Raw genomic sequence first — 21,699 nt, 5'->3', positions numbered from 1 at the left:
GGGTGAAGTTCCCCCGAGTCGTCGTGGCGAGTCCAGCCGGGCTTCACGCTCGGGCGCCAGCGTGCTCGGGGGGTCGGCACGGGGCCTGCCCCACGATCGCGACGAGCGCGGCCTGCGCGGCGTCACCGTCACCAACGGCCGCGACGTCACGACGACGGACCGCCGGGGTCGCTACGAGCTCCCGGCGTTCGACAGCACGACGGTGTCCCTCGCCCAGCCGCGCGGGCCTCTGACGCGCTCCGAGTGGCGCCCCGAGCAACCGTCCTGGATCGTAGGCGGCGATGAACCGGTCGACGACGCCCCGCCGCCCCCGCCCCTTCACCACCACGGTCGCCGCCCTGGCCTCCGGCGCACTGCTCGCCGCCGGCCTCCCGGGCACGGCCGGCGCCGCTGAACGTGCGGCACCCGCCACGATGACGCCGTCCGCCGGCCCGCCGCCGTCGTTGCCGGCCACGAGCGCGCTCCAGGTCGACGCGCCGGTGCCCGAGATCGACTGGCAGCCCTGCGCCGACGCCGAGGGCTACGACTGTGCCGAGGTCCAGGTCCCGCGGGACTACGTCCGCCCGCACGGCCGCACCACCACGATCGCGCTCACCCGGCTGCCGGCCACCGACGCCGAGAACCGGATCGGCAGTGCGCTGGTCAACTTCGGCGGCCCGGGCGGCCCCGGCGTCGAGACTCTGCACGCCGTCGGCGAGGTGATGGTCGATCCCGAGGTCCGGGAGCGGTTCGACCTGGTGAGCTTCGACCCGCGCGGTGTCGGCGGGTCCGACCCGGTGACGTGCTTCCGCGACGCGGAGCGGGAGGAGGACTACGTCGCCGGGCTGCCCGAGATGCCGATCACGCGCACGGAGGAACGCCGTGCCGTCGCCGGGTTCGCGCGGATCGCTGCCGGGTGCCAGGTCCTCTCCGGCGACCGCCTCTCGACGTCCTCGACGGCCAACGTGGCCCGCGACATGGACGTGCTGCGGCAGGCGCTCGGGGACGAGCGGCTGACGTACATCGGGTACTCGTACGGCACCATCCTCGGCGCCACCTACTCGGCGATGTTCCCCGAGCGGGTCCGCGCCCTGGTGCTCGATGGCACGATCGACCCGGTGGCTTGGTCGGGCAAGGGTTCGCCGGACCCGATCGCGACCCGCCTCGGCCAAGCGGAGGCCGCCACGGAGACGTTCGCCGAGTTCAACCGGCTGTGCGCCGAGGCCGGCTCCGGGGCGTGCCCGCTCGCCGCGCTGGGCGATCCCGCCACCGTCACCGAGGAGGTCCTCACCACGCTGCGCGAGGGGCCGGTCGAGGTGCCGGCCGGTGACGGCACCACGGTCACGGTCACCTACGGCCAGATGGTGTCGACCTCGTTCCAGGCGATGTACGGCACGTCGACGTGGCCGCAGCTGTCGCTCGCGTTCACCCAGGTCGCGGTCGCCGCCGGCATCGGCGAGCAGCCGCCGTCGGCCCGGTCGCAGGGTCCGTCGCTGGACGACCTGCTGCGCGAGCTCGGCGTGGTCGAGGACTACCCGTCCGTCGGCAACGCGCTGGCCGCCCAGTGCATGGACACCGCCGAGCCGCTGCGCCTCTGGCAGTACCCCGCGTACGTCGACGAGCTGGACGCGGCGTACCCGCACTTCGGGCGCTTCCGCGGGTGGACCGGTGCGGGGTGCGCCCCGATGGTCCTGCGCGACGAGGACGCGTACACCGGCCCGTGGGAACAGGCGACGCAGGCGCCGGTCCTGGTGATCGGAACCCGCTACGACCCCGCTACGCCGTACCACTTCACCGCGCCGTACGCCGAGCACTACGACGACGCACGGGTGATGACGGTCGAGGGCTGGGGGCACACCACCCTCGGCGTCAGCGCGTGCGCGGACGCCGCCATCGCCCGCTACCTCGTGGACGTCGAGGCCGACGACGGCGTCACGTGCACCCAGGACGTCGTGCCCTTCGCCCCGGTGGCGCAGCGTTCCGACCGTGAGGAGCTGCGCACCCTCGTCGGCCGGTCCGCCTGGTGGGGCGTCTGACCGGTCGCCTCAGACGCCCAGCAAATCGCCGTCGATCGCCGCGGCGGCGACCTGCCCGGCGTTCATCGCGGCGGTCACGGATGCCATCGGCATCGGGAAGTCGGCGGTGTGCGCCAGGTCGCCGGCAGCGAACACCCCGGCCAGGCTCGTGCGGCCCATGGCGTCGACCGCCACGCAGCCGGACTCGCGCAGCTCGAGACCGAGCTGGCCCGCGAAGGGCGCGGACTGGTGCAGCGTCGGCATCACCATGAGCCCGCCGAGCAGCTCGGGCTCGCCGCCGTCGAGTACGGCCAGCGCGCCCTGGTGACCGCCGTCGAGCACCGCACGCTCCACCTTCAGCACCTTCTCGTCCCGCACCGTGACTCCGCGGCCCTCCAGTGCAGCACGGACGTCCGGGTCCAGCGTGCCGCCGTCGGCCAGGACGACCAGCCGGCTGGCGATGCGTTCCATGAGCCCGGCGACCCGTGCGACGTGCGCGCCCGTGCCGAGGATCCCGACGGGCGTCCCGGAGAACTCGTGACCGTGGCAGTACGGGCAGTGCGCTGCCACGGTGCCGAACAGCTCGGCGACGCCCGGGGTGTCCGGCAACTCGTCGCGCAGCCCGGTGGCGAGCAGCAGGCGCCGCGCACGGACCTCCCCGTCGTCGGTGCGCACGACGAACGCGGCGGACTCGTCGCCCGGGTCGAGCCGGGTGACCTCGTGCGCGTTCGTGCGGCGCATCTCGACCGTTCCGTAGGCGGCGAGCGTGCGGTGGGCGGCGGCGCGGAACTCGGCGGGCGGCGTGCCGTCGAAACCGAGCACGTTGTGCATGGCGTCGGTGGGGTCGTTGCGATAGGCGCCTGAGTCGAGGACGACGACGTCGCGGTGCGTGCGGCCGAGCGTGAGGGCGGCCTGCAGGCCGGCGGGGCCGCCACCGATGACGATCGCGTCGTGGAGGATCTCGTCCATGGGGGTCTCCTTGCAGGTGGTTGCGTCAGGCCCCAGCCTGTGAGTTCATGTTGACATGAAGTCAAGCGTCCCGTCGTTCACCGTCGGAGAGCTCGCGGCACGGTTCGCCCTGGAGACGCATGTGCTGCGCTACTGGGAGGAGGTCGGGCTGCTCGCTCCGGCACGCGACGGGGCGGGACGGCGACGCTACGACGCCGACGACGTGGTCCGCGTGGCGACGATCCTCAGCTCCAAGGTCGCCGGGATGAGCCTCGAGCAGATCCAGGTGCTCCTCAACGCCGGCCCGGAGGGCACCGGTGCGCCGGAGCGGCACCGGGTGCTGGCAGCGCACCTGGCCGAGCTCGACCGCCGTCAGGCGGAGATCGAGCGCTCCCGGCACATGACCGAGCACGCCATGTCCTGCCGCGCGCACGACATTGCCGCCTGCCCGAACTTTCGCTCGCACATGACCGAGCTCGTGGACGGCACCCGCACCTGGCCGGACCTGCCGGTCGGCGTGCACCGGTCGCCCGTGACCGATACCGCTGGCCGCCGGGCGTCCTGACCCGGGGGTCAGCGCTGCGGGAACGGATCCGCGGCAGGTGGCACGTTGGGGCGCAGGGCTGCCGGGAGCACGTTCTGGTCGGAAGGCCCGTCGGAGAGACCGAGAGCCGAGATCAGCGCCGGGACGCGGTCCTTCAAGGACTGCCAGACGATCTCGTGGTCGACCTTGTCGTGGTGGTGAGCAACGAGGTTGCGCATGCCGGTGATGGCTCGCCACGGTATGTCGGGGAATTGATCCTTGTAGTCGCTGTGCAGCTTTTCGACCACGGTGCCGACGGAGACGACATACCGCTCGGCGGCGGCACGCAGGATCTCGCCGTCGTCGTCGGGGGCGATGAAGGTTCCGTAGCCCCGGGCGACGAGGCGGGCGCAACGTGCCGCGATCTGCCGGAGATCCTCCAGGCGGCGAAGTGTCTGCCGTTCCGAGTAGGCGCGAGCGTTCTTCGGATACCCCTTCGTCTCGCGATATCGGCGCTCTTCGTCGGCATCGACGTACTCTGCCTCGTCCAGGCCGAAGGCCTCGGCACCCGTCGTCACAACGGCACCGCCTCGTGCCGCGCCTCGGCGGCGGCAGCACCACTGGACTCGCTCGAGACCAGGTCGACACGGACCGTCAGCAAGCGCTCGATGGCGGTAACGAGCTCGGCCTTGTCGACCAGGTCGAAGCCGTCCGGGTAGGTGGCCATCAGATCGACATCGGAGTACGGGGTGTCGTCTCCGCGCGCTACTGATCCGAAGACCTTGACGTCCGTGACGCCGTGAGCAGCCGCCGTCTTCACGACGTCGGCACGCTTGTTGAGCAGGATGTTCCGCGGCCGAACGCGAAGAGCTGCCGTGAGTCGGCGGCGGGCGTCGTCCGAGGCATCGCGGCGTCCACGTTCGATGGCGGCGATCGTGGACTGCTGGACGCCGCTCAGGTCGGCAAGGCGTTGCTGGGTCAGTCCCGCGGCCTGCCGCCGGACCTGGACGAGCTCGCCGAAGGTGCTCATGGGCACGATCATAGCGGGCCTGCTATACCTCGGTGAGGACGGCGTCGACGCGCGGGGCGGCTGCCGTGACAGCCACTGTGCTCGAGGGAGCCGCCTGCTCCTGCCTCATGCGGACCCAGGCGAGCCAGCCAGCCAGCTCCCTGCTCTCGGACGCGATCGGGAGTCCGGTCCTCAGGACCTCGCGCTCAGCGGCGGGGATCTCCATGCGGTCCGCGAGCAGCGCGCTCAGGGCACGGACCGACGGTTCCACAGCAGATCCCTTGGCGAAACGCCAGGTGAGGTTCTCGTCCCTGGTGATCAGATCCAACTCGGCGCGACCAGAGGCGTCGTCGTCGCGGAACCGCACGTAGCGGACCTGGTCGTTGGAAATGGACCGGGTCACCACTCCCTGGTTCCGGAAGTCGGAAGCCTTGGTGGCGAGCACACGCCGCTCAGTCACCACGACGACGATGTCGCCTGTGCCGCGTTCCTTCGCCTCGGCGATGGCGACGGGCTCTTCGTCTCCGTCGAGGAGCCAGCGCAGGATCCGCAGGTCCCGTGTGAGTTGTCCCTCGGTGTCCTCGACGAAGACGGTGTCAGGCCGTTCCAGCTCGGGCCGGGGCCGCACCGTGGCGGAGAGATGCTGGACCGCAGTGAGGGGCTGGGCAGCCATGGCCGTCACGTCGCTGCTGGCCCGGCGAGCACCGGTCAACGGGATGGTCAGCTTGGCGGGCAGCTCCACGAGGATCATGAGCTCGCGGTTCAGGACATCGAGCAGCTCGGCCGTCTCCTCGACGACCCTGTCGTACTCGGCGCGGGCGTGGTCGACGATGGACTGCGGCAGCTTCTCGTCGTGGGGGTCCTGGGCCGCGCCGAGCTTGACCCGGCCCGCACGCAAGGCCTGATACTCGAACCAGGCCTTGTGAGCCAGCAGCAGGCTGTGGACGTCGAGGACCATCGCCTCGCCGTTCCTCTCGATGTACTGCCGGCGCTCTTGGTGACCTTCGAGCCGGGCCAGCTCGACGGTATGACTCTGCACGTGGTCGCTGAACATCTTGCGTTGCGTGCGTAGCGCTGCCTCGTGGCCCTGGACGTTCTCCCACACCCGCGACGTGACCTGTCCGACAGTGTTCGCCTCGACAACGGCTGCTTCGGGACAGGCCGAGTCGATGCGCGTGCGTCGGCCTGAGTGCGTCGATCATCGTGCGCCTCCCGCGTCAAATCGCACACAGATAGGACTATGTGTGCACGGTATGTTCGGCCACGCGGCGGTGGGCTCAGGCCGGTCGGGCGACGCTCGCTGCCAGCACCTCGGGTGCCTGGATGCAGTAGGAGTCGGTGAGCAGCTCGCCCAGCTCAGCCCAGTCCGTGCCGTCGTCGAGCAGCATGCCGACCACGTTGGTTCCCCACCCGGCCTTGAAGTACGGGCCGCCGAGGTGCTCGAAGGCCACCACCTCGTCGGGCTCGGCACGAAAGACGACCCGGAACAGCTGGTCCTCGCCGCCGAACACGTGGGCCACCGTGGCGCGGCGTACCCGCCAGCGCACGCCCGTCCAGGCAGGCTCTTCGACGCACTCGGAGAAGTCGAGGAGTCGGCGCAGTCGATGAACGTGCTCGGGCGGCACGTCCGGACGATCAGGCATGGGTCCAACCTGCCACGGCCCTGTGACAGCGGGGACCTGCGTCACTGTGGTCCCCGTCGGGAAGGGCTAGCCTGGACGTCCCGGGTCGGCACCCCGACACCGGGAAGGCTTGTGTATCTACCAGGTGCTCCTCGCGCCCACGGCGGCACGACGATCGTGCGGCGATGCCGCGGAGGAGACCACAGCATGAGCACGACCTTCACCCCGGACCGGACCACGTCCGAGCAGTCCGGTCCCACCCTCTGGCAGGTGATGGGCCGCACCTACTTCCCGCTGGCGTTCGTCGCCCGGCTGCCGTTCGCGATGATGGTGGTCGGCGTGCTCACTCTCGTCGTGGCCGGGCGCGACTCCTTGACGCTCGGCGGGGCCACCTCGGGCATGGTGGGCCTGGGTGCCGCCGTCTGCGGGCCGCTCATCGGTGCCTGGGCGGACCGGGCCGGTCAGCGCCGCGCGCTGCTGGCCGCCGCAGCGGTCCACAGCGCCCTCCTGCTGGCTCTGACGCTGGCGGTCTACGCCGCCGTGCCTGACGCCGTCGTGCTCGTCGTCGCACTCGGCATCGGTGCGAGTGCCCCGCAGGTCCCACCGATGTCGCGCAGCCGGCTCACCGGTGTGATCGGCTCCCGTCTCCCCGCGGCCCGACAGCCCGGGGCCCTGAGCCGGACCATGTCGTACGAGGCCACCGTCGACGAGGTCGTCTTCGTCTTCGGCCCGTTCGTGGTCGGGGCGCTCGCCACCCTGTTCGGACCGGCGGCACCGATCCTCGCCGCGTCCGCGCTGACGGCGCTCGCGGTCGGAGCGTTCGCGCTGCACGCCTCCGGGCGTGCGACGCCGGCCACGAGGCAGGGCGCGGCACAGGGCACGGCACAGGGCACGACGACGGAGCGCGCGGCACGCTCGCAGCGACCGGTCGTGCAGGCCCCGGCCGGCGAGCTGTTCACCCCGCGGGTGCTGGTGCTCGTGGCAGGTTTCGTGGGGATCGGGCTGTTCTTCGGCTCGGTGCTCACCGCGCTGTCCGCGTACACCGGCGACGCCGGGCACTCCGAGCGGGCCGGTCTGCTGTACGGGTGCATGGGGATCGGGTCGGCGGTGACCGCGCTGGCGGTGTCGGTCTTCCCGGCGCGGTTCAGCCTGCGGGCCCGGTGGCTGGTGTTCGCCGTGGTGCAGCTCGCCGGTGCGGTGATCGTGGCGACGGCGTCGTCCACGGGCGTGCTGCTCGCCGGGCTGCTCCTGGCGGGGCTGGGCATCGGCCCGAGCCTGGTGACGATCTACTCGCTGGGCTCGGAGCGCAGCCCGGTCGGCCGGAGCGCGACGCTGATGACGATGCTGGGCTCGGCGATCATCCTCGGCCAGTCGGCCGCGTCGGCGGTCACCGGGACGCTCGCGGACGCCGCGGGCACGACGGCGGCGCTGGCGGTGCCGATGGTCGCCGCCGGGGTCGTCGCGGGTGCCGCGGCGGTCAACTGGCGGCTCGGCCGGGCAGCCGACGTCGTGGTCGATCACGCATCAGCCGCCGATGCGTGAACTTCCACGACGTCGGACGCGCGGCGGTCGGCTCGATGCTGCGAGAACCGTGGCGCTGTTCACGCGGTCCGACGGCGGTGCTCGGCGGGGCTGATGCCCCGGACCCGCTTGAACGCGGCGCTCAGGGCGAACGGCGAGGCGTATCCCACGGCGCGGGCGACGGAGGTCAGGGTCGCGGCGTCGTCGGCGAGCAGCATGTCCGCGGCCACGTCGAGCCGCCACCCGGTGAGGTAGGACATCGGCGGTTCGCCGACCAGCTCGGCGAACCGGCGGGCGAACGCCGCGCGCGACAGGCCGACCTCGCGGGCGAGGGTGTCCACCGTCCACGGCCGCGCGGGGTCGTGGTGGATGAGCCGCAGCGCGGTCCCGACGGCGGGGTCGGCATCGGCGCGGTACCACCCCGGGCCCTGCGGGTGGTCGAGCCAGGCGCGCAGGCACGTGATGAGCAGCAGGTCGAGCAACCGGTCGAGCACGGCCTCCTGGCCGGGCAGGTCCTGGACCACCTCGCGGGCCAGCAGGTCGACCAGGGTCGGGTCGACGTCACCGCGGCGCAGCACCACGCGGTGCGGGAGCACCCGCAGGAGCCGCCGCCCGACCGCTCCGTCGAGCGGGTAGGTGCCGGTGATGATGACGGTCTCGCCGTCGAGGTCGTTGCCCCACGACCGCACGCCGAACACCGTCATCGGCGACGGACCGCCGTCGATGGCACGGCAGACGTCGCTCGGCCCGACGACGACGGTCGGGGTGGTCGCGGGGGAGTCGGCGACCACGTAGTGCTCGGGTCCGCGGAGCAGGACGACGTCGCCCGCCTCGACGGTGGTGCCGTCGTCGGACCCGGAACCGTCCGGGCCCACCCAGCCCGACCCGCGCAGCACGGGGATGATCGTCAGCGGGGCCTCGTCCTCGATCCGCATGCCCCACGGCGCGCGCAGGTGGCTGCGCAGGAGGAACGCGTCGCGGGCCCGGGGCCCGTCGAGCAGTCCGGAGACGACGTCCATGCGGCTACCCTAGGGCGCCCCGGAGCGCACCAGGCCGTCGAACGAGACGATCTCGTATGAGGACGAGCGTCTAGAGGATGGATCGTCTCGTCGGGTGCCGCTTGACTCGGTGATGACAACTCACCGCTCCTCGGAGGTCACCATGTCTCAGCAGCACACGCTCGCCCCCTCGTCCACCACCACCCGCGCCGACCGCGGCACCGTCGTCGTCCTCGGCGCGACCGGCAAGACCGGGCGGCGCGTCGCCGAGCGGATCGAGGCGCTCGGCGTGCCCGTACGCCGCGCGTCCCGCGGCACGACACCGCGCTTCGACTGGGAAGACCCGGCCACCTGGGCGCCCGTGCTCGACGGCGCCACCGCCGTCTACGTGGCCTACGCACCGGACCTCGCGGTCACCGGCGCGCCCGAGACCGTGACCCGGCTGGCCGCGGCCGCCCGCGACGCCGGCGTGCGGCGGCTCGTGCTGCTGTCCGGGCGCGGCGAGACCGAGGCACAGCGTGCCGAGCAGATGGTGGCCGACGTCTTCCCGGGCCGCACCGTGCTGCGGTGCGCGTTCTTCGCGCAGAACTTCGACGAGAGCTTCCTGCTCGAGCCGCTGCTCGGCGGCGAGCTGGCTCTGCCCGTCGACGGCGTCGTCGAACCGTTCGTGGACCTGGAGGACGTCGCCGACGTGGCCGTCGCCGCCCTCACCGGCGACGCGCACGCCGGCCAGGTCCACGAGCTCACCGGGCCGCGCCTGCTGACGTTCGCCGAGGCGGTGGCCGAGATCGGCGCGGCCTGCGGCCGGGACGTGCGCTACGTGCCGATCACGATGGCCGACTTCACCGCGGGTCTGGCGGCCGTGGGCGTTCCCACCGAGGAGGTCGGCCTCCTGGATTACCTCTTCACCGAGGTGCTGGACGGCCGGGGATCGTTCGTGACCGACGGCGTGCAGCGGGCGCTGGGCCGGCCGGCGCGCGACTTCCGTGACTACGCCGCACGCGAGGCGTCCGACTGGGTGCCGGAGGCCGGGTCGTGACCCCGTACACGGTGCTCGCCGGCGCCGCCGCGGTCGCGACGGGCATGGCCGGCGGCGTCCTCTACGCGTTCTCGGCCTTCGTCATGGCCGGCCTGCGGCGCCTGCCGCCCGACGACGGCGCCGCGGCCATGCGGGGCATCAACCGCGACGCGGTGCGTGCCCCGCTGATGGCGCTGCTGCTGGCCGCGACGGGGCTGCCCGTGGCGGCGGCCGTCGTCGGCCTGGTCGGCTCGGAGCCCGGCACCGCCTGGGCGGTCGCCGGGGCGGCCGTCGCGGTGCTCGGCGTGCTCGGGGTGACGGGCATCGGGAACGTGTCGCTGAACGACCGGCTCGAGGCCGCCGAGGACCCGGGCGCCGAGTGGCAGCGGTTCGTGGGGCCCTGGCTGCGGTGGAACCACGTGCGCACCGCCGCGGGAGGCTTGGCCGCGGGGCTGTTCGTCGTCGCCGGCTGGCGGGCGGTCGCGTCAGCCGAGCTCGGCGGACAGCACGATCTCCTCGCCGACGTCGAGACGCACGTCGGTCAGCCGCACGCCGGGAGGCAGCGCCTCGGCGAGGTCGATCCGTCGGCCGGCGACCTCCTCGACACGACCCTTCATCGTGCCGAGGAGCGCGCCGACGATCGGGTTGCCGCTGGAGAGCCGGATGTCCCCGACGGTCACCACCATCGCGTCGTCCACGGCGGCCGACGCGGTCGCGGTGATCTTCGCGGAGAGGAACATGCCCTTCTTGATCGACGCGTCGATCGCGATGGCGGCGTCTCGCGGGCCGGTCTGGTCGATCCGCAGGTCGAAGTCCGTGAGCTGGATGCCGTTGCCGGCCAGGGCGACGGTGAGCAGCCCGCGCACGGTGCCGGCCAGACCCTCGCGGGAGACCGCCACCCGCGCGTTCCCCGTCACGGGCGAGTCCTCGGACGGTTCGACCAGCTCGGCCCCGACGGACCCGTCCGCACCGGCCACCCAGGAGAACCGCGCACCCTGCAGCTCGGCGGACAGGTCCACCGGGAGGTCGACCGCGGTCAGCGGGTGCGCGCCGAGGTGCAGGGTGCGCAGCACCGCGTCGTCGCGCGAGACCACGTCCGGTGTCCACGACGGGGCCTGCGGGGCCTCGCCCTGGCCGGGCACGACCGCCACGCCCGTGAGGTCGATCTCGAGGGAGTGCACGTCCGCGCCGTCGAGAGAAGCCTCGATCCGCGCCTGGTCGAGTCCGTGCACCTGGCCGCGCGCGGCGTCACGCAGGGTGTCGCGCAGCCGGGCGGCGAGGTCGTCACCCGTCGCGGGGCGCGGGGCTGTACCGAGGGGCAGCAGGGAGTCCATGACGCCCGAGTCTAGGGCGGCCCTGCCGCCGGGCCCGCACGGCGCGCGGCGCACCACCCGGCGGGCGGCGCGAGTCTGCCGCTCAGGCTGCCGCCAAGTCGTGGTACCGCCCGCGCGGCAGCATCATCGGCCGCCCGGAGACGGGGTCGAGGATGATCTGGCAGGACAGCCCGAACACCGTCTCGACGGTCGCGGCGGTGAGGACCTCCTCGGCGGTGCCGGTGGCGAGCACCCGCCCCTCGGTCAGCGCCACGAGGTGGTCGGCGTACCGGGCGGCGAGGTTGAGGTCGTGCAGCACCATGACGATCGTGGTGCCCCGCTCGCGGTTGAGCGTGGTGAGCAGGTCGAGCACATCGACCTGGTGGCTGACGTCCAGGTACGTCGTCGGCTCGTCGAGCAGCAGCACGTCGGTGCGCTGGGCGAGCGCCATGGCGATCCACACGCGTTGGCGCTGCCCACCGGACAGCTCGTCCACGGACCGGTCAGCGAGCGCGACGGTGTCGGTCGCCTCCAGGGCGTCGGCGACCGCCTCGTCGTCGGCGGCGCTCCACCGCGCCAGCAGCCGCTGGTGCGGGTGCCGCCCCCGGCCGACGAGGTCGCTGACGGTGATCCCCTCGGGGGCGGTGGGGGACTGGGGGAGCAGCCCGAGGGTGCGCGCGAGCTCCTTGGCGGGCATCGTGTGCACCGCGCGTCCGTCGAGCAGCACCCGCCCACCGCGGGGCGACAGCAAGCGGGACATGGAGCGCAGCAACGTGGACTTGCCGCAGGCGTTGGCGCCGACGATCGCGGTGATCGCCCCCGCGGGGACGTCGAGGTCGAGGGCATCGAGGACGACGTGGTCGTGGTAGCCGACGGTGAGGGTGTCGACGCGCAGGTCATGACCCATCAGAGCGCACCTCCGGTGCGGTTGGTCCGGATGACGAGGTAGACGAGGTAGGGGGCGCCGAGGACTCCGGTGACCACCCCGACGGGGAACCGGGTGCCGAACAGGTGCTGCCCGGCCAGGTCGGCCACCAGGACCAGCAGCGCACCGACGAGCGCGGCGGGCAGGAGCAGCGGCCCGTTGGGGCCGACGATCCTGGCCGCGATGGGCCCGGCCAGGAACGCGACGAACGCGATGGGCCCGGTGGCGGCCGTGGCGCACGCGATGAGGACGACCGCGGCGACGACGGCGGTCAGCCGGGAGCGCTGCACCCGCACCCCCAGCGCGGCGGCGGTGTCGTCGCCGAGCTGGGTGGCGGCGAGGTCGCGGGACTGAGCCAGCAGCAGGGGGCCGAGGACGGCCAGGGCGACCGCCACGAGCGCGACGTTCTCCCACTGCGAACCGTTGAGGCTCCCGGTGAGCCAGCGCATCGCGGTCTGCAGGTCCCACTCGGCGGCGCCGTCGAGCACGTGCAGGGTGACGGAGTCGAACATGGCGGCGAGGCCGATGCCGACGAGGATGAGCCGGCTGCCGGCCACCCCGTTCTTGGCGGCGAGCAGGTGGACGAGCAGCGCGGTGCCCAGCCCGGCACCGATGGCGACGCCGGAGACGGCCCATCCGGTCAGGCCGAGCACGACGATGCCTACGGCAGCGGCAGCGCTCGCCCCCGCGGTGATGCCGATGATGTCGGGGCTGGCCAGCGGGTTGCGCAGCATCGTCTGGAAGGTGATGCCCGACATCGCGAACGCCATCCCGCACACGACGGCGAGGGTGGCGCGGGGAAGCCGCAGGGTGCCGACCGTGAAGGAGGCACCCTCGACGTCCTGCCCGGCCGCGACGCGCAGCACGTCCTCGAGCGGGTAGAAGGTGTGGCCCACCATGAGGCTGACGGTGTACACGGCGAGGACGGCGACGAGCAGCGCGCCGGTGACCACGCGCCACCGGCGCCACCGCCTCCGGCGTCCGGCGACGACGACGGCGCGGGCGTCGGGCCCGTCCGACGGCGGCGCGACGGCGCGGTGTGCGGGGGTGGTGACGGTCACAGGGCACGCACCTTCTGTCGGCGCACGATGGCAATGAAGAACGGGGCGCCGACCAGCGCGGTGATGATCCCGACGTCGATCTCGGCGGGCGGCGCGACGACCCTGCCGATGACGTCGGCGGCGGTGACCAGCGCGGCGCCGCCGAGGGCGGTCAGGGGCAGCAGCCACCGGTGGTCCGGTCCGGCGAGCAGGCGGACCACGTGCGGCACGACCAGTCCGACGAACCCGATCGGCCCGGTGACCGCGGTCACTGCCCCGCACAGCACCACGGCGCCGGCGCTCGCCGTCGCGCGGGTGAGCGCCACCCTCTCCCCGAGGCCGGTGGCCAGCTCGTCCCCGAGGGCGAGGGTGTTGAGCCCCCGCGCGGCCAGGAAGCAGACGGCGAACCCGACGAGCAGGAAGGGCAGCACGGACGTGATGGTGGCCGACGTGGCACCACCGACACCGCCGACCTGCCAGGACTGGGCGCCGTCGGCGATGTCCCGGCGGGGCAGCACGACGGCGTTGACGAGGGAGATGAGGGCCGCGGAGGCGGCGGCGCCGGCCAGGGCCAGCTTGAGCGGGGTGGCGCCGTCGCGGCCCAGGGATCCGATGACGTAGACGACGACGGCGGTGACGGCGGCACCGGCGATCGCGAAGCCGATGTACTGCCCCACGGTGTTGATCGAGAACCAGGCCATGCCGACCACGACGGCGAGCGCCGCTCCGGCGTTCACCCCCAGGATCCCGGGATCGGCCAAGGGGTTGCGGGTGACGCCCTGCATGACGGCACCGGCGACGGCGAGCGCTGCTCCGGCGAGCATCGCCATCAGGGTGCGGGGGATGCGCTTCGCCACGGCGGCGTGGTCGTAGCCGTCCGTGGAGCCGGCGAGGGCGGCGAGGACGTCGCCGAGCCCGACGTCGCGGGAGCCGAACGCCACCGACAGGCAGACCAGGGCGACCAGCACCACGGCGAGTGCCGCCAGGGCGAGGACGCGCGCCCGGCGCGGGGCTCGCAGTGCTGCGAGCGCCGCGCCGGGCGGAGAGGTGGTGGTGGTCACGGGAGGCGGGCTCAGTCCCGGGCGTCCGCGTCGTCACCAGCGGTCGCGGCGTCCGCCAGGAGTCCGAGGTAGTCGTCCAGGACGTAGGGGATCTGCAGCGGGGTGGGGTTCGCCGCGGTTCCCATCGGTCCGTCGCCGGGCAGGTTCACGATGGCGCCGTTCTCCACAGCAGGCAGCTGCGACAGGATCGGGTCGGCCTCGAGCGCCTCGATCAGCTCGTCGCCCCCGTAGGTGACGAAGATGTCGACGTCGGAGAAGATGTCGGCGTTCTCGGTGCTGACGCTGCCGTTGTAGGCATCACCCTCGGTGGAGTCGACGAGGCTCTGGGGCATCGTCATGCCGAAGTCCTCGAAGTAGATGCTGCGGGGGTCGTTCGCCGAGTAGAAGCTGATCTCGCTGAGGTCCGTGGGGTCGACGTGGGTGACCATCATCGCCGACTTCCCCTCGAGCTCGGGATGTGCGGCGGCGGTGTCGGCGATCTCGGCCTCGAGGTCGGCGACGAGCTGGTCGCCCTCGGCGGACATGCCGAGCCCGGCCGCGTTGATCTCGATCATCTCGCGCCACGTGGTCGCCCACGGGCCGCTCTGGTACGCCACGACGGGCGCGATCTGGCTGAGGGTGTCGTAGTCCTCCTGGCTCAGCCCGGAGTACGCGGCGAGGATGACGTCGGGGTTCGTGTCGGCGACCGCCTCGAAGTCGATGCCGTCGGTCTCGTCGAAGACGACCGGCATCTCGGCACCCAGGTCCTCGAGCTCGTCCTCGACCCACGGGTGCACGCCGTTGCCGTCGTCGTCGCCCCACGGGGTGGCAGCCATGCCGACCGGGACGACGCCGAGGGCGAGGGCGATCTCGTGGTTCGCCCAGGCCACGGTGGCGACCCGCTCGGGCTTCTCCTCGATGGTGGAGCTGCCGAAGGCGTGCTCGACGGTCACCGGGAACGCGTCGTCGGACCCGGTGGATCCGGCCGCGGCGTCGGCGTCGGCGGCGGTCTCGGCGCCGTCGGTCGAGCAGGCGGCGAGCCCGAGCGTGAGGGCGGCGGCCGCGGTGAGCGCGGTCAGGCGGGCGGTGCGAGACATGGTGTCCTTCCACAGGTGTGAGCCGCGTGGCGGCGAGGTTGTCGGCAGCCGTCGTCGTGCGTCCGTCGCCGGACGTCTCAGTGAGGCTTGCCTTGCCTAACCTATGGTCGTCGCAATGCGGTGCGCAACGCCCCACGGTCGGTGGTGACGGGTCTCACAGGGGCGGGCCGCGTCGGCTCGCCAGGGGGGCGCTCAGGCGGGAGCGAGCGGGCTGTGCCCGGCCGTCACCTGTTCGCCGTCGGGCACGGGGCCGGGCGGCGTGCCGCCGCCCCACGGGTCGTCGCCGAGCGCCTCGCGGCCGTGCGGTTCGAGCCATCCCCGCAGGTCGGGGCCGGCCGGCACGATCCGTGTCGGGTTGATGTCGGTGTGCACCACGTAGTAGTGCTCCTTGATCTGGGCGAAGTCCACGGTGTCGCCGAAGCCGGGCAGCTGGAACAGGTCGCGCGCGTAGGCCCAGAGCGCGGGCATCTCGGTGAGCTTGTTCCGGTTGCACTTGAAGTGGCCGTGGTAGACGGCGTCGAACCGCACGAGCGTCGTGAACAGCCGCACGTCGGCCTCGGTGATCGCGGCGCCCATCAGGAACCGTCGCGTGGTGAGTCTTTCCTCGAGCCGGTCGAGTGCCGCGAACAGCCGCACGTAGGCCTCGTCGTAGGCCTCCTGGGATCCGGCGAAACCGCACCGGTACACGCCGTTGTTGACCTCGGTGTAGACGTGGCGCATCACGGAGCCCATCTCGTCCCGCTCGGCCGGGTCCTCGGGGAGCAGCCGCGGTGCCCCCTCGCGGTGGAAAGCGGTCCACTCGGTCGACAGGTCGAGCGTGATCTGCGCGAAGTCGTTCGTCACGACGGCGCCGTCACGGGTGTCCACGATCGCGGGCACGGTGATGCCGCGGGGGTAGTCGGGGTCGCGGGCGAAGAACGCCTCCTGCAGCCGTTCGATCCCGAGTACGGGGTCCGTGCCGCCGGGGTCGAGGTCGAACGTCCAGCTGCGCTCGTCGTGCGTCGGGCCGGGCATCCCCAGGCTGATGACGCCCTCCAGACCCAGGAGCCGGCGCACGATGATCGAGCGGTTGGCCCACGGGCAGGCGCGTGCGGCGATGAGCCGGTAGCGGTCGGCCTCGACCGGGTAGCCGTCCGCGCCGTCGCGGGTGATGCGGGTCGAGAGGTAGTTCGCGTCGCGCACGAACTCCTGGCCCTCGACGGTGTACGTGCCGCCCTGGGAGTGCTCCGGACGTGCCGTCGTCGCGTGGTCGTTCACTTCGCCTCCTTCGCCGCCGCCTTGGCCGCCTTCTTGAACGCCCGGACCTCCTGCAGCGTCTCGGCGCTCGTCACGTCCGCGATCGAGCGCCGGGAGCCCTGCTCCCCGAACTCGCCGGCGGCCTCGCGCCAGCCGGCCGGCTCGACGCCGCACTGCTTGCCCAGCAGGGCGAGGAAGATCTTGGCCTTGCGCTCGCCGTAGCCCGGCAGGGCATGGAGCCGACGCAGAACCTCGGTGCCGGTGGGCGCGTCGCCGGAGGGGCCGGGGTCGGTCCAGATCCGGGAGGCGTCGCCGTCGTAGTCGTCGACGATGGCGCGTGCGACGGCCTGCACGCGTCCGGCCATGGACCGGCCGTAGCGGTGGATCGCCGGGGGAGTGGTCGCCATCGTCACGAACTCGTCCGGGTCGGCGTCGGCGATCGCCGACGGTTCCACCGTGCCGAGCCGGTCGAGGATCTTGCGCGGTCCGGCGAACGCGTGCTCCATCGGGTACTGCTGGTCGAGCAGCATCCCGACCAGCAGCGCGAACGGGTCGTCGCTGAGCAGGCGGTCCGTGTCCGCGTCACCGGTGATCCAGAGGTCGGTAGCCATGCCTCCATCCTGCCGGATCGCGGCCGGCGTCGCGGCGGATAGCCTCAGCCGCATGGCTCGACACCCGAACGTCCTGGCCGGCAGCCTCGCGGCGGCACTCACCGTCACCGGCACGCTGCACTTCTGGCGCCCCCGCCCGTTCGAGGCGCTGATCCCCGCATCCCTCGGCTCACCGCGCGCCTGGGTGTACGGCAGCGGTGCCGCCGAGCTGGCGTGCGCGGCCGCGGTCGCCGTGCCGGCCACCCGGCGCGCCGGGGGCCTGGCCGCGGCCGCGCTCTTCGTCGCGGTCTTCCCCGGCAACGTCAAGATGGCCCTCGACTCGCGCCCGGGTGCGCGGTCCTGGGCACGGAAGCCGGCGGTGGCCTGGGGCCGCCTCCCGCTCCAGGTGCGGCTGGTGGCCTGGGCGTGGCGGGTGGCGCGCACGGGCGGCAGTACCGCTCAGCACTGAGCGGACCTGGTCGTCCACAGGCTGTGGACGACGACGGCGCCGCGGCACGCCGGGGCCCTACCGTCGCCGGGCATGAGAGCACACGAGGTATCGCCCGTCCGCCCGACCGGTCGCCCGCCCCGGGCGGCCGCCGCCCTGGTGGCGGTCGCGATCGTGCTGGTCGTGAGCGCCTGTGCCGGTCCGACGGACGACGGGTCAGGGCCCGCCGGCACCTCCGACGGATCCGGAGGCCCGGTCTCCCGGGACGCCGTCGACCCGGACACCCCGGAGGCGGCGGCGGACGCCGCTGTCGACTTCTTCGCGGCGTTCGACGAGATCGTGCTGTCCGGGGACGAGAGCCACTGGACGGACCGCTCCTCGCCGGACTGCTTCTACTGCGGGGCGATGGCGGGGTTCGCCTCCACCTTCGGGTTCACCGCGGGTGCCCAGGACGCCCGCGCCACCGATGCCGAGGTGACGCTGGAGGAGCTGGGTCTCGCAGGGTTCGACGTCGAGGTGCTCCAGGCCGCACGGAGCGACGAGCGGACGGTCGACGTCGACGTCGAGCTCGAGCAGCACCTGAGCGACCTCGTCCCGGTCTCGCCGCAGATGATCGGGCCGGACGGCACGGTGGATGCGACGAGCTACGACCTCGACGGCGGGTCGGGCCCGCAGCCGGCGCGTGTGACGATGACGCACGACGGCCGGCGGTGGACGGTCGCGGACGTCACGTCCGTGCCGGGCGGTGACGGCGCGCGTGCGGAGACCGCCGGGTCGGCCGGGGCGGCCCAGGAGCCGGCACCGTTGCCCGCGATGTCCCGCGGGGACGTCGACGGCGCGGTCGCGGCGCTGGAGCACTTTCTCGCCCTGGAGCAGCACGCGTACCGCACGGGCGAGATCGAGGAGCTGGACAGGCTGTCGGCTCCCGACTGCGCAGCCTGCCGGACGAACCGTGACCTCGCCGTGGAGGCGTTCGCCGCGGGGTTCGAGATCGAGGCCGGGCCGTCCCGGGTCGATCTCGTGCGGCGCGTCCCCGCCGAGGAGGTCCTCGCGCCCGAGGACCTCGACCCGGAGATGGACGAGGACGTCTACCTGCTGGAGACCCGCGTGCGCACCACGGACATGGTCCTGCGGACCGCCGAGGGCGAGGAGACCTTCCCGGCCGGGCAGTACGGCCTGCGGGCGACCCTCCTGCACGGCCCGGACGGGCGCTGGTACGTCGTCGAGCTCACCGAGGGCCCGTGACCGCCTCAGCGCTCGTCGAACGTGAGCACGGGTCGGCCGGTGCCCGGATGGCGCAGCACCGTGGTCCGTACCCCGTACACCGGGTCGATGACCTCCGGCACGAGCACCTCCTCGACGGGACCGGCCGCCACCACGTGCCCGGCCTCTCCCGGGGCCAGGACGACGGCGTGGTCGCACGTCGACGCCGCCAGCGACAGGTCGTGCAGGGCGGCGAGCACGGTGACACCCTCGGCGGCGAGATCGCGCACGAGGCGCATCGTCGCCAGCTGGGCCGCGACATCGAGGTGGTTGGTCGGTTCGTCCAGCAGCAGCACGCGTGGCGCCTGGGCCAACGCCCGGGCCATGTGCACGCGCTGGCGCTCCCCGCCGGAGAGGGTGGAGATCTCCCGGCCGGCGAGGTCGGTCGCGCCGACGCGGTCGAGGGCCGCCCACGCGATCGTGTGGTCGTCCTCGGTGGGCCCGGCGAGCAGCGACCGGTGGGGGGTGCGGCCGAGCAGGACCGCGTCCAGCACCGTGACGGGCAGCTCGGTGCCGGCGTCCTGCTCCACGAATGCCAGCGTGCGCGCCCGCCGGCGGCGCGGCATGGCGAGCAGGTCCTCGCGGAGGGCCGCCGCCGGAGGTTCGGACGTTCCCGGGACCGCACCGGCGCCGACCAGCGACACCTGTCCGCCGTCGGGCCGCTGCACCCCGGCGACCAGCCGCAGCAGCGTCGACTTCCCCGTGCCGTTGGGGCCGAGCAGACCGGTCACCGCACCCGGCGGCGCGTCGACGTCCACGTCGTCGAGGATCAGTCGCCCGCCGACGGACCAGCGCACCCGCTCGGCCAGCAGGCCGCCCCGCACGTCGGTGCCGGCCCCCGAGGCGTCGGACCTGTGGTCCGCGGTCCGTGCCGACCGCTCGTCGGTCTGCGTCATGAGCGCGCCCGTCCCTTCCACAGCAGCAGCGCGAACACCGGGGCGCCGATCGCCGCGGTGACGATGCCGACCGGCAGCTCACGGGGCGCGAAGACGGTCCGCGCCAGGGTGTCGGCCCAGACGAGGAACGTCGCCCCGCACAGCATGGACAGGGGCAGCAGGGCACGGTGGCGGGCGCCGACGAGGAGGCGCACGGCGTGCGGCAGGATCAGCCCGACGAAGCCGATCGCGCCCGACTGCGAGACCAGCGCCCCGGTCAGCAGCGCGACGGCGAGCAGCAGTCCCCAGCGCACCCTGGCGACCGGCACACCGAGCGCGGCCGCCGAGGTGTCGCCGAACGTGAAGGCGTCCAGGACCGACCCGGTCGAGGCCAGCAGGGTGCCGAGCACCAGCACCGCCCCGGCGGCCACGGCCACCGAGGCCCACGTGGCCCCGGCGACGGACCCGAGCAGCCAGGACAGGATCTCGCGGTACTGGTCGCCCTTGGCGGACCAGAAGATGACGAAGCTCGTGGCCGCCGCGGCGAGCTGCGACACCGCCAGCCCGGCGAGCACCGTGCGTGCCGGGGACAGCCCGCCGGCCCCCCGTCCCGACGCCGAGGCCAGGGCGAGAGTGGTCACGAGCGCCGCCGTCGAGCCGATGAACGCCGCCACCGGCAGCAGGGCCGTGAGGCCGAGGATGAGCACGCACGCCGCGCCGAACGACGCCCCCGAGCTCAGCCCGAGCAGGTAGGGGTCGGCCAGCGGGTTGCGGGTCAGTGACTGCATGACGACGCCGCACACCGCCAGCCCGGCCCCCACGGCCGCGGCCGTCAGCACCCGCGGCATCCGCAGCTGCCACACGATGCCGTCGGCCAGCGTGTCGGGGGCGGCGAGCCCCAGCAGGTCGCCCAGGCCGAGCCGCGTGGCCACGACCTGTGCGACGTCCGACGGCGTCAGCCCGGCCGGGCCGATGGCGACCGTCACGACCACGGTCGCCAGCAGCGCCGCCGTCGTGCCACCGAGCCACGCGAGCAGCCGGCCGCGCGACAGCGTGCCGGGTGCGTCCGCGGCACCCGGGGCCGCCGGGGTCGTCCCGGTGCTGGCGCGCGTGGCCGTCTCAGCCATCGATGTCGATCTCCGCGAGCTGCTCGGACAGGTCGAGCGCCGCGTCGGCGTTGCGTACCCCCGCCTCCGAGGCGGGGAACGGCACCACGAGGTAGCGCTCCTCGGCGACGGCGGTCAGCCGGGCGGTGGCCGGGTTCTCCTCGAGGCGGGCGATCTTGTCCTCGGCGCTGTTCCAGGCGGCGTCGACCAGGACGATGACGTCCGGGTCGGCGTCGACGACCTCTTCCCAGCCCATCGACGTCCACGTGTCCTCGACGTCGCCGGCGACGTTGTCCAGGCCGACGGCGTCGAGGATCATCTGCGGCGCACCGATGCCCGCCCCGACGTACGGGACGTCGCTGCCGGAGGAGTACCACAGGGCGTCGAGGTCGCGGTCGTCGGGGGCGAGGGCACCGAGCACGGCGCTCTGCTCGACGACGACAGCCTCGGCCTCCTCGGCGACGTCGAAGATTCGGCCGACCTCGCGGATGTCGGCCCACACGTCCTCGAACGTCAGCGGGTTTGGCATGTAGCCCGGGTCCTTGCACGCGGCCGGGGCGACATAGCTCTGCACGCCCAGGGAGGCGAGGGTCTCGCGGTCGCCGGCGCCGTCGGCCGACACGTTCGACTCCCAGCCCGCGTAGACCAGGTCCGGCTCCAGCTCGAGCACGGCCTCGGTGCCGGGCACCTCGTCGCTGACCGGCTCGGCCACCGCGGTCCCCGCGGCGGCGTCGGCGAGCCAGTCGGGCACCTCGCCGTCGAGGAACGCCGCCCCGACGACCCGGTCCCCGAGCCCGAGGGCCAGCAGGGTCTCGGCCGTGGAGGACTTGATGGTCACCACGCGCTCGGGGGCCGCCTCGAACGTCACCTCGGTCCCGCAGTTGTCGAGCGTGAGCGGGTACTGCGTGGCGGACGTCCCGGCGCCGTCCGGACCGGACGAACCGGCCGGGTCCGGGGAACCGCCGTCGTCGGCCGCGCGGGTGCCCGACGAGCAGGCGGCAAGGGTCAGGACGGTGATGACGGGCAGGGCGAGAAGGTGCGGACGAGGCACGCGGAGGGCTCCCTCAGAGCGGACGGCGCACGGCGACGGGCAGGGCCGTGCAGGGTGGGCGGGGTGCGTCATCTCGCACCGG

At 73.3% G+C, this 21,699-nt stretch carries 23 protein-coding genes and 1 pseudogene; 8 read left to right on the top strand and 16 right to left on the bottom strand.

The genetic code is table 11. From position 1 onward, the window contains the following. The first annotated feature begins 61 nt into the window (after positions 1-61). Positions 62-394, top strand: coding sequence for a metallophosphoesterase N-terminal domain-containing protein (locus AC3RJ8_RS11140; RefSeq protein ID WP_489712693.1), 333 nt, complete (start codon positions 62-64; stop codon positions 392-394). Continuing rightward, positions 282-2,015: an alpha/beta fold hydrolase gene (locus AC3RJ8_RS11135; RefSeq protein WP_489712692.1), complete on the top strand. Its 1,734-nt coding sequence runs from the start codon at positions 282-284 to the stop codon at positions 2,013-2,015. The genes AC3RJ8_RS11140 and AC3RJ8_RS11135 overlap by 113 nt, the downstream gene beginning before the upstream one ends. Positions 2,016-2,024: 9 nt before the next feature. Here AC3RJ8_RS11135 and AC3RJ8_RS11130 read toward each other — a convergent pair whose 3' ends face one another. Next, positions 2,025-2,963, bottom strand: a complete 939-nt coding sequence (locus AC3RJ8_RS11130) for an NAD(P)/FAD-dependent oxidoreductase (RefSeq protein WP_489712691.1) — start codon at positions 2,961-2,963, stop codon at positions 2,025-2,027. Positions 2,964-3,018: 55 nt separating this feature from the next. Between AC3RJ8_RS11130 and AC3RJ8_RS11125 the strand changes: the two genes are divergently transcribed. Then, positions 3,019-3,507 carry a MerR family transcriptional regulator gene (locus AC3RJ8_RS11125; RefSeq protein ID WP_489712690.1) on the top strand — a complete coding sequence of 163 codons (489 nt, stop codon included), beginning with the start codon at positions 3,019-3,021 and terminating at the stop codon, positions 3,505-3,507. A gap of 8 nt (positions 3,508-3,515) precedes the next feature. Here the strand turns inward: AC3RJ8_RS11125 and AC3RJ8_RS11120 are convergent, their stop codons facing one another. The 4 genes from AC3RJ8_RS11120 to AC3RJ8_RS11105 form a co-directional block, all read right to left on the bottom strand. Beyond that, entirely contained in the window at positions 3,516-4,043 is a 528-nt protein-coding gene (locus tag AC3RJ8_RS11120) for a HepT-like ribonuclease domain-containing protein (RefSeq protein ID WP_489712689.1), read from the bottom strand. Further along, positions 4,040-4,495, bottom strand: coding sequence for a nucleotidyltransferase domain-containing protein (locus AC3RJ8_RS11115; protein WP_489712688.1), 456 nt, complete (start codon positions 4,493-4,495; stop codon positions 4,040-4,042). Before AC3RJ8_RS11115 ends, AC3RJ8_RS11120 begins: the two co-directional genes overlap by 4 nt. A 22-nt stretch (positions 4,496-4,517) precedes the next feature. Beyond that, positions 4,518-5,528, bottom strand: coding sequence for a hypothetical protein (locus AC3RJ8_RS11110; protein ID WP_489712687.1), 1,011 nt, complete (start codon positions 5,526-5,528; stop codon positions 4,518-4,520). 223 nt (positions 5,529-5,751) lie between these two features. Beyond that, the gene (locus AC3RJ8_RS11105) at positions 5,752-6,117 is read right to left on the bottom strand and encodes an MmcQ/YjbR family DNA-binding protein (protein WP_489712686.1); all 366 of its coding nucleotides are present in this window, start codon (positions 6,115-6,117) and stop codon (positions 5,752-5,754) included. A gap of 186 nt (positions 6,118-6,303) precedes the next feature. Here AC3RJ8_RS11105 and AC3RJ8_RS11100 point away from each other — a divergent pair, with 186 nt between their 5' ends. Further along, complete coding sequence (locus AC3RJ8_RS11100; protein WP_489712685.1) at positions 6,304-7,638, top strand: MFS transporter; 1,335 nt, start codon at positions 6,304-6,306, stop codon at positions 7,636-7,638. A 59-nt stretch (positions 7,639-7,697) separates the two neighbouring features. Here the strand turns inward: AC3RJ8_RS11100 and AC3RJ8_RS11095 are convergent, their stop codons facing one another. Next, complete coding sequence (locus tag AC3RJ8_RS11095) at positions 7,698-8,636, bottom strand: AraC family transcriptional regulator (protein WP_489712684.1); 939 nt, start codon at positions 8,634-8,636, stop codon at positions 7,698-7,700. A 142-nt stretch (positions 8,637-8,778) separates the two neighbouring features. Here AC3RJ8_RS11095 and AC3RJ8_RS11090 point away from each other — a divergent pair, with 142 nt between their 5' ends. Beyond that, positions 8,779-9,654: an NAD(P)H-binding protein gene (locus AC3RJ8_RS11090; protein ID WP_489712683.1), complete on the top strand. Its 876-nt coding sequence runs from the start codon at positions 8,779-8,781 to the stop codon at positions 9,652-9,654. A gap of 44 nt (positions 9,655-9,698) precedes the next feature. Beyond that, a pseudogene (locus tag AC3RJ8_RS11085) lies at positions 9,699-10,025 on the top strand (anthrone oxygenase family protein); the annotation flags it as partial. 93 nt (positions 10,026-10,118) lie between these two features. On the opposite strand, the gene AC3RJ8_RS11080 reads toward AC3RJ8_RS11085, so the two are convergent. The 7 genes from AC3RJ8_RS11080 to AC3RJ8_RS11050 form a co-directional block, all read right to left on the bottom strand. Further along, positions 10,119-10,967 carry a hypothetical protein gene (locus AC3RJ8_RS11080; protein WP_489712682.1) on the bottom strand — a complete coding sequence of 283 codons (849 nt, stop codon included), beginning with the start codon at positions 10,965-10,967 and terminating at the stop codon, positions 10,119-10,121. An 82-nt stretch (positions 10,968-11,049) separates the two neighbouring features. Then, on the bottom strand, positions 11,050-11,853 hold the full coding sequence (locus AC3RJ8_RS11075; protein WP_489712681.1) for an ABC transporter ATP-binding protein: 804 nt from the start codon (positions 11,851-11,853) through the stop codon (positions 11,050-11,052). Beyond that, entirely contained in the window at positions 11,853-12,932 is a 1,080-nt protein-coding gene (locus tag AC3RJ8_RS11070; protein WP_489712680.1) for a FecCD family ABC transporter permease, read from the bottom strand. The genes AC3RJ8_RS11075 and AC3RJ8_RS11070 overlap by 1 nt, the downstream gene beginning before the upstream one ends. Next, complete coding sequence (locus AC3RJ8_RS11065; protein WP_489712679.1) at positions 12,929-13,972, bottom strand: FecCD family ABC transporter permease; 1,044 nt, start codon at positions 13,970-13,972, stop codon at positions 12,929-12,931. The genes AC3RJ8_RS11070 and AC3RJ8_RS11065 overlap by 4 nt, the downstream gene beginning before the upstream one ends. Before the next feature lie 11 nt (positions 13,973-13,983). Continuing rightward, positions 13,984-15,048: an iron-siderophore ABC transporter substrate-binding protein gene (locus AC3RJ8_RS11060; protein ID WP_489712678.1), complete on the bottom strand. Its 1,065-nt coding sequence runs from the start codon at positions 15,046-15,048 to the stop codon at positions 13,984-13,986. Between the two features lie 192 nt (positions 15,049-15,240). Beyond that, positions 15,241-16,305, bottom strand: coding sequence for a glutathione S-transferase family protein (locus tag AC3RJ8_RS11055; RefSeq protein ID WP_489712677.1), 1,065 nt, complete (start codon positions 16,303-16,305; stop codon positions 15,241-15,243). After that, a complete protein-coding gene (locus AC3RJ8_RS11050; protein ID WP_489712676.1) occupies positions 16,302-16,895 on the bottom strand; it encodes an HhH-GPD-type base excision DNA repair protein in 594 nt (197 codons plus the stop codon). Before AC3RJ8_RS11050 ends, AC3RJ8_RS11055 begins: the two co-directional genes overlap by 4 nt. 52 nt (positions 16,896-16,947) lie before the next feature. On the opposite strand from AC3RJ8_RS11050, the gene AC3RJ8_RS11045 reads away from it, so the two are divergent. Next, on the top strand, positions 16,948-17,343 hold the full coding sequence (locus AC3RJ8_RS11045) for a DoxX family protein (RefSeq protein WP_489712675.1): 396 nt from the start codon (positions 16,948-16,950) through the stop codon (positions 17,341-17,343). A 72-nt stretch (positions 17,344-17,415) separates the two neighbouring features. Further along, the gene (locus AC3RJ8_RS11040) at positions 17,416-18,567 is read left to right on the top strand and encodes a DUF6318 family protein (RefSeq protein WP_489712674.1); all 1,152 of its coding nucleotides are present in this window, start codon (positions 17,416-17,418) and stop codon (positions 18,565-18,567) included. A 5-nt stretch (positions 18,568-18,572) separates the two neighbouring features. On the opposite strand, the gene AC3RJ8_RS11035 is transcribed toward AC3RJ8_RS11040, so the two are convergent. From AC3RJ8_RS11035 to AC3RJ8_RS11025, 3 genes are read right to left on the bottom strand one after another with little or no spacing between them, the layout of a single operon-like run. Then, complete coding sequence (locus AC3RJ8_RS11035) at positions 18,573-19,481, bottom strand: ABC transporter ATP-binding protein (protein WP_489712673.1); 909 nt, start codon at positions 19,479-19,481, stop codon at positions 18,573-18,575. Continuing rightward, the gene (locus tag AC3RJ8_RS11030; protein WP_489712672.1) at positions 19,478-20,587 is read right to left on the bottom strand and encodes a putative F420-0 ABC transporter permease subunit; all 1,110 of its coding nucleotides are present in this window, start codon (positions 20,585-20,587) and stop codon (positions 19,478-19,480) included. The genes AC3RJ8_RS11035 and AC3RJ8_RS11030 overlap by 4 nt, the downstream gene beginning before the upstream one ends. Next, positions 20,580-21,617, bottom strand: coding sequence for a putative F420-0 ABC transporter substrate-binding protein (locus tag AC3RJ8_RS11025; RefSeq protein ID WP_489712671.1), 1,038 nt, complete (start codon positions 21,615-21,617; stop codon positions 20,580-20,582). The genes AC3RJ8_RS11030 and AC3RJ8_RS11025 overlap by 8 nt, the downstream gene beginning before the upstream one ends. Positions 21,618-21,699 lie beyond the last annotated feature (82 nt).

This window comes from Isoptericola sp. MSGPD8_1_ISO-PGPR-S23-394 (assembly GCF_058072785.1).
The sequence above is the reverse complement of the archived record's forward strand: the minus strand, read 5'-3'. Positions and strand labels throughout refer to the sequence as shown.